This window comes from Sphingobium psychrophilum, from assembly GCF_012927105.1.
GTDB classification, from domain to species: domain Bacteria; phylum Pseudomonadota; class Alphaproteobacteria; order Sphingomonadales; family Sphingomonadaceae; genus Sphingobium; species Sphingobium psychrophilum.
Genome location: NZ_JABBFV010000012.1, coordinates 113,989 through 124,447 on the forward strand (window position 1 = coordinate 113,989; position 10,459 = coordinate 124,447).

Annotated in this window: 11 protein-coding genes; 8 read left to right on the forward strand and 3 right to left on the reverse strand. The window is 64.3% G+C overall.

The window, feature by feature from the left end; translation table 11 throughout:
• Positions 1–160: 160 nt before the first annotated feature.
• Together HHL08_RS16440 and HHL08_RS16445 are read left to right on the forward strand one after the other, a co-directional pair.
• Positions 161–1,789 (forward strand): alpha-D-glucose phosphate-specific phosphoglucomutase, encoded by a 1,629-nt coding sequence (locus tag HHL08_RS16440; RefSeq protein WP_169574146.1) that lies wholly within the window; start codon positions 161–163, stop codon positions 1,787–1,789.
• 110 nt (positions 1,790–1,899) lie between these two features.
• On the forward strand, positions 1,900–2,583 hold the full coding sequence (locus tag HHL08_RS16445) for a DUF2490 domain-containing protein (RefSeq protein ID WP_169574147.1): 684 nt from the start codon (positions 1,900–1,902) through the stop codon (positions 2,581–2,583).
• Positions 2,584–2,944: 361 nt separating this feature from the next.
• Here HHL08_RS16445 and HHL08_RS16450 read toward each other — a convergent pair whose 3' ends face one another.
• Entirely contained in the window at positions 2,945–3,688 is a 744-nt protein-coding gene (locus HHL08_RS16450; protein WP_169574148.1) for a hypothetical protein, read from the reverse strand.
• A 158-nt stretch (positions 3,689–3,846) separates the two neighbouring features.
• Here HHL08_RS16450 and HHL08_RS16455 point away from each other — a divergent pair, with 158 nt between their 5' ends.
• Positions 3,847–4,068 carry a hypothetical protein gene (locus HHL08_RS16455; protein WP_169574162.1) on the forward strand — a complete coding sequence of 74 codons (222 nt, stop codon included), beginning with the start codon at positions 3,847–3,849 and terminating at the stop codon, positions 4,066–4,068.
• A 29-nt stretch (positions 4,069–4,097) separates the two neighbouring features.
• On the forward strand, positions 4,098–4,967 hold the full coding sequence (gene rarD / locus HHL08_RS16460; RefSeq protein ID WP_169574149.1) for an EamA family transporter RarD: 870 nt from the start codon (positions 4,098–4,100) through the stop codon (positions 4,965–4,967).
• Positions 4,968–4,989: 22 nt separating this feature from the next.
• On the opposite strand, the gene HHL08_RS16465 is transcribed toward rarD, so the two are convergent.
• Positions 4,990–6,321 carry a dihydroorotase gene (locus HHL08_RS16465; protein WP_169574150.1) on the reverse strand — a complete coding sequence of 444 codons (1,332 nt, stop codon included), beginning with the start codon at positions 6,319–6,321 and terminating at the stop codon, positions 4,990–4,992.
• 69 nt (positions 6,322–6,390) lie between these two features.
• Between HHL08_RS16465 and ygfZ the strand changes: the two genes are divergently transcribed.
• Together ygfZ and HHL08_RS16475 are read left to right on the forward strand one after the other, a co-directional pair.
• The gene (ygfZ, locus tag HHL08_RS16470) at positions 6,391–7,128 is read left to right on the forward strand and encodes a CAF17-like 4Fe-4S cluster assembly/insertion protein YgfZ (RefSeq protein ID WP_169574151.1); all 738 of its coding nucleotides are present in this window, start codon (positions 6,391–6,393) and stop codon (positions 7,126–7,128) included.
• Positions 7,125–7,877: a glutaminyl-peptide cyclotransferase gene (locus HHL08_RS16475; RefSeq protein WP_169574152.1), complete on the forward strand. Its 753-nt coding sequence runs from the start codon at positions 7,125–7,127 to the stop codon at positions 7,875–7,877. The genes ygfZ and HHL08_RS16475 overlap by 4 nt, the downstream gene beginning before the upstream one ends.
• A 117-nt stretch (positions 7,878–7,994) precedes the next feature.
• On the opposite strand, the gene HHL08_RS16480 is transcribed toward HHL08_RS16475, so the two are convergent.
• A complete protein-coding gene (locus HHL08_RS16480) occupies positions 7,995–8,453 on the reverse strand; it encodes a DUF983 domain-containing protein (protein WP_235955096.1) in 459 nt (152 codons plus the stop codon).
• Positions 8,454–8,598: 145 nt separating this feature from the next.
• Between HHL08_RS16480 and ychF the strand changes: the two genes are divergently transcribed.
• Both ychF and HHL08_RS16490 read left to right on the forward strand, forming a co-directional pair.
• Positions 8,599–9,699, forward strand: coding sequence for a redox-regulated ATPase YchF (gene ychF, locus HHL08_RS16485; protein WP_169574153.1), 1,101 nt, complete (start codon positions 8,599–8,601; stop codon positions 9,697–9,699).
• Positions 9,700–9,800: 101 nt separating this feature from the next.
• Positions 9,801–10,295 carry a DNA-deoxyinosine glycosylase gene (locus tag HHL08_RS16490; RefSeq protein ID WP_169574154.1) on the forward strand — a complete coding sequence of 165 codons (495 nt, stop codon included), beginning with the start codon at positions 9,801–9,803 and terminating at the stop codon, positions 10,293–10,295.
• Positions 10,296–10,459 lie beyond the last annotated feature (164 nt).

Consider the following 10,459-nt stretch of genomic DNA (forward strand, 5'->3'; position numbering starts at 1 on the left):
CCAGTCCAGAGCGTGGAACTGGACCCCGGCTTTCGCCGGGGAACAATGCGCTATAGGTTCCGGTCAATGCTAACCCGCCTGAACAGTCTTAACCCGATTGCGCGTTGCGACATTGCCGGGCCATAAGGCGCGGCGGAAATGCCATTTCAGGGGATATTGGGTGATTCAGACCGTTGCCACGACGCCGTTCGACGACCAGCAGCCCGGCACGTCGGGCCTGCGCAAGAAGGTCCGCGTCTTTCAGCAGCCCCATTATGCCGAAAATTTCGTCCAGTCGGTCTTCGACAGCCTCGACGGCTTTGCCGGTCAGACGCTGGTGGTGGGCGGCGATGGCCGTTACCTCAACCGCGAAGTCATCCAGATCGTCCTCAAGATGGCGGCGGCCAATGGCTTTGGCCGGGCGCTGGTCGGCCAGGGCGGTATCCTCTCCACCCCCGCCGCCTCGCACCTGATCCGCGCGTCCGGCGCGTTCGGCGGCCTGGTCCTGTCGGCCAGCCACAATCCGGGCGGCCCAGACGAAGATTTCGGCATCAAATATAATATCGGCAATGGCGGCCCCGCGCCGGAAAAGGTGACGGACGCCATCGCCGCCCGTTCGCTCGTCATCGACAGCTACAAAATCCTCGACGCCGCCGACATGGACATAGACACGATCGGCGAGAGCCAATTGAGCGAAATGACGGTCGAGATTGTCGATCCGGTGACCGCCTATGCCGACCTGATGGAAAGCCTGTTCGATTTCGCCGCGATCCGCGCCCAGATCGCCGGCGGCTTCACCCTCGCCTTCGACAGCATGAGCGCGGTCACCGGCCCCTATGCGGTGGAGATTTTCGAAAGTCGCCTGGGCGCGCCGCAGGGCACGGTGATGAACGGTACGCCGCTGCCCGACTTCGGTCATCACCATCCCGATCCCAATCTGGTCCACGCCAAGGAGTTGTACGACCGGATGATGGCCCCCGACGCACCCGATTTCGGCGCAGCGTCGGACGGCGACGGCGACCGCAATCTCATCATTGGCCGACACAGCTACGTCACGCCCTCGGACTCGCTCGCCGTGCTGGCGGCCAACGCCCATCTTGCGCCCGGCTATGCCGCGGGCCTCAAGGGCATCGCCCGTTCCATGCCGACCAGCGGCGCGGCCGATAGGGTCGCGGAAAAACTGGGTGTGCCGCTCTATGAAACGCCGACCGGCTGGAAATTCTTCGGCAACCTGCTTGATGCGGGCATGGCGACCATCTGCGGCGAGGAAAGCGCAGGCACCGGCTCCGACCATGTGCGCGAAAAGGACGGCATCTGGGCCGTGCTGCTGTGGCTCAACATCCTGGCCGTCCGGCAGCAGAGCGTCGCCGCCATCATGGCGGACCATTGGGCGACCTATGGCCGCAATTATTATGCCCGCCACGATTATGAAGCCATCGCCAAGGACAAGGCCGATGCGCTGATGGCGGCATTGCGCGCCAAGCTGGCGACGCTGCCCGGCACCGCCAACAGCGGCGGCACGGTCAAAGCCGCCGACGATTTCGCCTATACCGACCCCACCGACCAGTCGGTCAGCCGCAATCAGGGTGTGCGCATCCTGTTCGAAGACGGATCGCGCGTCGTATTCCGCCTGTCCGGCACCGGCACGCAAGGCGCTACCCTGCGCGTCTATATCGAACGCTATGTCGGCCCGGACGGCGACCTTGGCTTGGAAACCGGCGACGCCCTTGCCCCGCTGATCGCCGCGGCGCAGGAATTGGCCGACATTAGGGGCTATACCGGCATGGACCAGCCCAGCGTCATCACCTGATCGCCCGGCTTCGAACGGGCCGAACAGAACATAAACTAACGCCCCGGCAACAAGGCGGAAATGCGCGCGGATTAGAGGGAGGGTATCCCTTTCCCGATCCCAGGACATCCATGCGCCGCCTCGCTCTCTGCCTGTCCGCCTGCCTTGCCCTGTTCTCCGCCCCGACCCGCGCGGCGACCAGCGAGGATGAGCAGGTCTGGCTCAACCTGACCGCCATGGGATCGGTGAAGGACGAGCTGGTCTATTTCGCGGAAATCCAGCCGCGCTTCGGCGATGGCGTCTCCCGCGTCGACCAGTCGCTGTTTCGCGGCGCTGTCGGCTGGAAATTCTCGCCTGCGCTGACTCTCTATCAGGGCTATGCCCATGTCGTCGTGCCGATCGCCGGCGGCAAGGACGTCAATGAGGAGCGCAGCTTCCAGCAGCTAAGCTGGACGCTTGGCAAGCCTTGGGGCGGCGAACTGTCATCGCGCACCCGTCTCGAACAACGCTGGCGATCGGACGGCGACGACATGGGCTGGCGGCTGCGCGAGATGCTCCGCTACGAAAAGCCGCTGCGTGCCGACGGCGACGCCGTCAACGCGCTGGTCTATGCAGAGGGGTTCGCCGCGCTCAACGACACCGACTGGGGCGCACGCAGCGGCTTCGACCAGCTACGCAGTTTCGTCGGCGCGGAAATCGGCCTACCCGGCGCATCGACGCTGGAGGTGGGTTACCTCAACCAGTTGGTCAACCAGCGGGCCGGCAACCAGCGCGTCAACCATGTCGCATCGGTGACGCTGTTTTTCCGGCACTAATCCCAAGGTACATTGGTAGGAACCTATAGCATATTGTTCCCCGGCGAAGGCCGGGGTCCAGTCCCGATGTCTGAACTGGACCCCGGCCTTCGCCGGGGAACGCCGCCCATTATTCAGCATCATCGCATTTTAGCATAAGGACGCGGCCGAGTGCGCAGCGCGAATGCGGCAATGCCCGCTACAGGGCCAATTGTCCGCAATTTTCGTCACTCATCCAATAAAGCAAGTCATTGATTATAAGTGAAAATAGGACAGATTTGGTTCACGTCCAAAGGACAGTGCCCAAAAAATCAATATATTACAACTAGTTATAATCGCGATATCAGGCGCAACTGTCCAACTCCCTGTCTCGGAACGCGGCTTACCGCCCGTTATCGGCGATGATATCGACGCCGGTCTTGCCGCCCGGCGCGTCGGTGAACAGGATGAAATAGGCGCTGCCGTCGGACCCGCGGGTGCCGCCCAGCACATGATCGCCGCCCAATATTTTGTGCTCGCCATCATAGCCCGCGCGGCGCGCCAGCGTATAATAATAGTCCATCACGCCCTGCCGCGGCGCAGGCGTCACGAAGCTTGCCGCACGCAGAGTGCAGCCATCGGCCTGTGCACCCGCCGCCTCCGTCAGTTGCGCGCCAGGAAACAGGCCGAAGGGTTCGGGCAGCCGCTGCGCCCATTCCATGCCGTAATTGAGTTTCTTCGCGCAATTGCCATTGCTGCCACGACGCCCGGCTTCCTCGCGCGCGACCGCGCCCAGCGTCACGATCGACGCCATCGCCTCACCCTCGCTCGCGGTCGGCGCAGCGAGCAATTTGCCGCCGGCCAGCTTCACTGCCTCCGCCTGCGCCGCGCCCGCATCCCCCGTCAGAACCGGCACCGCGCCATTGGCGGGACGATCGGCGGGACGCACGGCGTTGCGGTTGGCCTGCCCCACCAGTTGCGGATCGACCACGATCGGATCGGCCAGCGCGCCCTTGAGCGCCGGGTCGGTCGCATTGTCGGTCAGCTGCGCGTCGAGCGCGGCCAAGCTGGCATCCTTGTCCCCCTTGCCGCAGGCGGCCAGCGCCAACACCAAAGATACCATCGCTACAGACCGGACACGCGCCATGCTTCACTCCTTCGTAAACAAGCCATGAAGAGGGCAAGTTAATTTTCCATTAGGATATGTGGTGAATCTGCCGATTTTTTGCGGCAATGGCCAGCACTTACCGACTGGCCTTGTCCCGCTGTCTTGCTCTGGGACAGTATCGCGGCCATTATAGGCCGATGCTCAATATATTGTCAGGCTTCATCGGCCTTGTCACCCTCATCATCATGATCCCGGCGGTCATCCCGCTGCTGGGCGCGCTCAACTGGATATTGGTGCCGCTGGCCCTGTTCGGCGCGCTGGTCGGCATGGTGTCGTCCAAAAACGGCGGCCGGAATTTCTGCCTGATCGTCGCCGCCTTCGGCGCGCTGCGGCTGTTCCTGGGTGGGGGCATTTTCTGACCCCCGACCCTGTGGAGACGCGCAAGGGGATGCTGGCGGCCCTGGTCGCCTATGGCCTGTGGGGGCTCCTGCCGCTCTTCTTCCGCCTGCTCCACCATGTCGATCCGGTGGAGATCGTGGCCCAGCGCATCCTCTGGTCGATGCTGCTAATCCTGCTGCTGCTGGCCGCGCGCCGGGGATTGGCGCCGCTGCTGGCCGCGTTGCGCGACCGGCGGCTGGTGCGACCGCTGGCAGGATCGGGCCTGCTGATCGGCCTCAACTGGTTGACCTATGTGTGGGCGGTTAATGAAGGCCATGTCGTGGCGGCCAGCCTTGGCTATTTCCTCAACCCGCTGGTCGTGGTCGCGCTGGGCATGGTGGTGTTCAAGGAACGGTTGCGCCGTACGCAGCTGGCCGCCATCGGCGTCGCGGCGGTCGGCGTCGCGATCCTGGCCGCGTCAGCCATCACCACCTTGTGGATCAGCCTCGCGCTGGCCTTCACCTTTGCCTTTTACGGCCTGCTGCGCAAGCTGACCCCGGTGGCGCCGATGACGGGGCTGGGCGTCGAAACGCTGTTGCTGACGCCGTTCGCGATCGCCTATCTCCTTTGGGAGATCACTCATGGCGGTGCCGATTTCGGGCAGGATGCAGCGACGACCGCTCTGCTGGTCATTTCGGGCGCGGTGACGACGGTGCCGCTGGTGCTGTTTGCGACGGCGGCGCAGCGACTGCCGATGGCGACGCTGGGGCTGATGCAATATCTGGCCCCCACACTGCAATTTCTGTGCGGCGTCGTGCTGCTGGGCGAACGGTTGAGCCAGGGGCAGATGGCGAGTTTTGGCCTGATCTGGCTGGGCCTGATCCTGTTCGCCAGCGACGGCATCGCCGCCGCCCGCCGCAACCGGATGGCGGCGGCCTGACTGACCGCCGCTCCGGCGCGTTTCACTGGAACTGGGTCGCCTCGAACCGCACCGCTTCGCCGACCGCCGCATTGGCGAGCGCGTCTTCCCACATCACCCGGTTACCGCGAATGATCGTACCGATCGCTTTGCCAGTCAACTGGTCGCCCTCGAACGGGGACCAATTGCAGCGCGAGACGAGCCAGTCGCTGCCCACGGTCCAGCGCTTCTTAAGGTCGACCACGGTGAAATCGGCGTCGTAACCCAGCGCGATCCGCCCCTTGCCGACCAGGCCGAACACCCGCTGCGGCCCCGAAGACGTCAGTTCGATGAAGCGCCGCAGCGACAGCCGCCCCTCCGCCACATGGTTGAGCAGCAGCGGCACGAGCGTCTGCACGCCCGGCATCCCGCTGGGCGATGCCGGATAGGTCTTGGCCTTTTCCTCAATCGTATGCGGCGCATGGTCGCTGCCCAGCACATCGGGCACGCCCTGGTTGAGCCAGAACCATAGGCCGTCCCTGTGGGAGCCGGACCGGATCGGCGGGTTCATCTGCGCATAGGTGCCCAGCCGCGGATAGGCGTCCTCCCCCGCCAGCGTCAGATGCTGGGGCGTCACTTCGCAGGTCGCGATATCCTTGTTCTGCGCGATATATTCCAGCTCGGCCGGCGTGGTGATGTGCAGGATATGGATGCGGCGGCGCGCCTTGCGGGCGAGCGCGATGATCCGTTTCGTCGCGATCATCGCGCTTTCATCGTCGCGCCAGACGGGGTGGGTCGAGGGATCACCCTCCAGCGCATGGACCTTGCGCGCGTTCATCCGCGTCTCGTCCTCGGCGTGGATGGCGACGCGGCGGGAGCCGCTGGCCAGCACGCGCGACAGGGCGTCGTCATCGTCCACCAGCAGGCTGCCGGTCGACGCGCCCATGAAGATCTTCACCCCAGACGTGCCAGGGATGCGCTCCAGTTCTTTCAATTGCTCGGCATTGTCCGCCGTCGCGCCGACATAAAAGGCATGGTCGCACCACATGCGGTGATGCGCGCGCTTCAGTTTGTCATGCACGCGATCGGCGGTGTCGGTGTTGGGATTGGTGTTGGGCATTTCGAACACCGCGGTCACGCCGCCCAGTACCGCCGCGCGGCTGCCCGATTCGAGGTCTTCCTTATGCTCCAGCCCCGGCTCGCGGAAATGGACCTGGCTGTCGATGCAGCCGGGCAGCACGTCCAGCCCAGTGCAGTCGATCACCTCGCCCGCATCGCCCAAGGATGTGCCGATCGCCACGATCTTCCCGGCCCGCACGCCCACATCCACGCTCTCCGCGCCGCCCGGCGTATGGACGGTGCCGTTCTTCAGGATCATGTCGAAGGTCTGGGTCATGACGATATTCCTATATTCCGTTCGCGCAGACGGCTTGGCTAAGTCGTGTTGCCGTCCTACCTAAAGCCGATGACCGGCACCACCCTAAGCGACCGCGCGATCCTGAGAATTTCCGGCGAGGAGGCCAAAGCCTTCCTGCAAGGGCTGCTCACCCGCGACGTCCTGACCCTCACCCCCGGCCAGCCCCGCTGGACCGGGCTGCTGACGCCGCAGGGCAAGGCATTGTTCGACTTCATCCTGTGGGCGGACGGCGACGACGTCCTGATAGACTGCGAAGCCGCGCAGGCGGACTTGCTCGCCAAGCGGCTGACCATCTATCGCCTGCGCCGCAAGGTGGCGATCGTCCGCGAAGAGGGACTTGCCGTTCATTGGTCGCTCGACGCTCTCGAACAGCCGCTTGATCCCCGCCTGCCTGCGCTTGGCCATCGCTGGATTGCCCCCACGACGCCGGGCGACGCCACCCCCGCCTTCCGCGCGCATCGTCTGAGGCTCGGCGTGTTCGAAGGCGCAGAGGAACTGGGGCAGGACCAGACGCTATGGCTGGAAACCAATGCGGAGGAACTGCGCGGCGTCGATTATGACAAGGGCTGCTATGTGGGCCAGGAAAACACCGCCCGGATGCATTATCGCAACAAGGTGAGCCGCCGCCTGGTCGCCGTGCCGATCGCGCAGGCGGACGAGAAGCGCCAGCGCGCCGCGCTGCCTGATATCGGCCTTTCGATCGAACTGCGCCGGGTGGAAACGCTCGATCCCGCCACCCTGCCCGCCTGGCTGGCCACCGCGATCGCAAGCCAGGCGGCGGAATGAAGCGCGCCCTGTTGGCGCTCTTCAGCGCCTTCGTCCTGGCTCCCCCCGCCCAGGCCGACACGCCCTGGACGTTGGTCAAAACCTATCCGCATGATTCCACTGCCTTCACCGAAGGCCTCTTCTTCCTCGATGGCGCGCTCTATGAGAGCACCGGGCTGGAAGGGCAGTCGGACATCCGCAAGGTGGCGCTCAAGACCGGCAAAGTCCTGCAACGCCGCGTGGTCGACCCGCCCTATTTCGGCGAGGGCATCGTCAACTGGGGCGGCAAACTGGTCAGCCTGACTTGGCGCCATCGCCGGGGCTTCGTCTGGAACCTGGCCGATTTTGCGCCGCTATCCGAATTCCGTTATGACGGCGAAGGCTGGGGCATGACGCAGGACGGCCGCAGCCTCATCATGAGCGATGGCACCGCGCAATTGCGCTTCCTCGATCCCGACAGACTGACCGAACGACGCCGCATCACCGTCACCTGGAACGGCCGCGCGGTCGATCGACTGAACGAACTGGAATATGTGAAGGGGGAGGTATGGGCGAACATCTGGTACGACACCCGCATCGCCCGCATCGATCCCGCGACCGGCGCGGTGATCGACTGGATCGACGTCGCCCCGCTTCGCAAGGCCGCCGGCGTCACCGACAGCGAAGCCGTGGCCAATGGCATAGCCTATGATGCGGCGAAGGACCGCGTCTTCATCACCGGCAAGAACTGGCCAAAACTGTTCGAGATCAAGGTCGCGCCCAAGCCGTAAAGCCTTGGACGCTCACCATCGTCCGTTCTTTTCGAGCGCGGTCGAGAAACATCGGAACTGCGCCATCCGCTTCTCGACTTCGCTCGAAGCGAACGGAGGCGGCATTATTCATCAGCCCTAACCGCGCGGCGCGTCGCCATGCAGTTTGGCCCACAACGCCGCCGTCCCTGCTTCCTGCGCACTATTCGTAAACTGGGCGGCGATCAGCCAGCCCTTTATCGGCCGCATCGGCAGAAGCGTCGTCAGGATCAGCACCGGTATGCCCACGGCCAGATGCACCCACAGCCCCGGCCGCGCCATGATCTCCAGCATGATGATGAAGATGACGCCCGGCACGCAGGCGAACAGTTGGACGAACACCGCCGGACCATCCGCTGGATCGGCGAAGCTATAGTCCAGCTCGCAGACCTCGCAATGATCTCGCATCGTCAGGAACCCGGTGAAGATATGCCCCTCCCCACACCGCGGGCAGCGGCCGAACACGCCCGTTTCATGCGCCGGGCGCTTCTTCCACGCGCGCCCCTGCTGGTCGATCCAGTGGGTTTCGCGGCTCGGTTCGATCATCTCTTGGGTCATGATCCTCTATGCGGCCAAAGCGCGTCGCTTAGCAATTGCGCCTTTTGTCCCACCCCATTTGCCCGCACCGCGCGCCAAGGCTGGCCATCGGCCGCGCAAACCGCTATCGGGCGCGCCAATCCTTCCGATCTTATAAGGCAGTCAAATGGGTTTTCGTTGCGGTATCGTCGGCCTCCCCAATGTGGGCAAGTCCACCCTGTTCAACGCACTGACCGAAACGCAGGCGGCGCAGGCGGCCAACTATCCTTTCTGCACGATCGAACCCAATGAGGGTCGCGTCGCCGTGCCCGACGACCGGCTCGACACGATCGCCAAGATCGGCGGCAGCGCGAAGATCATCGAAACGCAGCTCAGCTTCGTTGACATCGCCGGCCTCGTGCGCGGCGCGTCGAAGGGCGAGGGGCTGGGCAACCAGTTCTTGGCGAACATCCGCGAAACCGACGCCATCGTCCACGTCCTGCGCTGTTTCGAGGATGACGACATCACCCATGTCGAGGGTAAGGTCGATCCCATCGCCGACGCAGAGACGGTCGAGATGGAATTGATGCTGGCGGATCTGGAAAGCCTGGAAAAGCGCGTCCCCAACCTCGCCAAAAAAGCCGCGCAGGGCGACAAGGAAGCCAAGGCCGCCGCCGCCGTGCTGGGCCAGGCGCTCGACCTGCTGCGTGAAGGCAAGCCCGCCCGGCTCACCGTGCCGCGCGACGAGGAGGAAGACCGCCTGTTCAAGCAAGCGCAGTTGCTGACCGCCAAGCCGGTCCTCTATGTCTGCAATGTCGAGGAAGACGCCGCATCGGAGGGCAACGCCTTTTCCGCACGCGTGTTCGAAAAGGCCAAGAGCGAAAATGCCAGCGCGGTGATCGTATCAGCCGCGATCGAGGCCGAGTTGGTCACCATGCCGGTCGAGGAACGCGCCGAATATCTCGAAGCGCTGGGCCTCGCCGAAGCCGGCCTCGCCCGCATCATTCGCGCTGGCTACGAATTGCTGGGCCTCATCACCTTCTTCACCGTCGGGCCGAAGGAAGCGCGCGCCTGGACGGTGACCAAGGGATCGAAGGCACCCCAGGCCGCCGGCGCGATCCATACCGATTTCGAGAAGGGCTTCATCCGCGCCGAAACCATGGCCTATGCCGATTATGTCCAGTTTAACGGCGAAGCAGGTGCCAAGGAAGCGGGCAAGTGGCGGTCGGAAGGCAAGGAATATGTCACGCAGGACGGCGACATCATGCTGTTCCGCTTTAACGTCTGACTATTGCCGTCACCCCAGCGCAGGCTGGGGTCTCAGGCGACAGCGCACCAAAACGCCTGAGATGCCAGCCTGCGCTGGCATGACGCTATTGGGGGAACCCTATGCAACGCAAGGCCGCCTTCCCGCCCAGCGTCGACGCCCATACGCGCCTGCTGATCCTAGGCAGCCTGCCGGGCGATGCGTCGATCCGGCAGGGCGAATATTATGCCCATCGCGGTAACGCTTTCTGGGCCTTGCTTGGCGACGTGCTGGGCGAGGAGCTGCGCGGGCAACCCTATGCGATGCGGCTGAAACGGTTGCGCGCGCGCGGCGTCGGCCTGTGGGACGTGATCGAAAGCGCCGAGCGCGAAGGCAGTCTGGACGGCGCGATCCGGGGCGCGGAACTGCGCGATCTTGGCGCTTTCGTCGCCCGCCTGCCCGCGCTCAAAGCCATCGCCTTCAACGGAAAGACCGCCGCGTTGCACGGCCGACGGCAACTGGGCGATCGGTCGGGCCTGGCGCTAATCGACCTGCCCTCCTCCAGCGGCGCCTATGCCAGCCTGTCGCGGGACGCCAAGCGTACGGCCTGGATGACGCTGCGCGACTGGCTCGCCTGACCCGCTGCGTCGTCTTGTCATATTGCGCCGTTAGGGGAACGGGCTAAGAGTCTTCTGTGGTTGCCGCCCGTGAGGCAAGAAGTTTTTGAACCGGTGAACAGGTGATCGAGCGCGGTCTTCTGTCAGGCCTTTGATTGCAGCGTTTTCCAGAAGCCGCTGGCCGG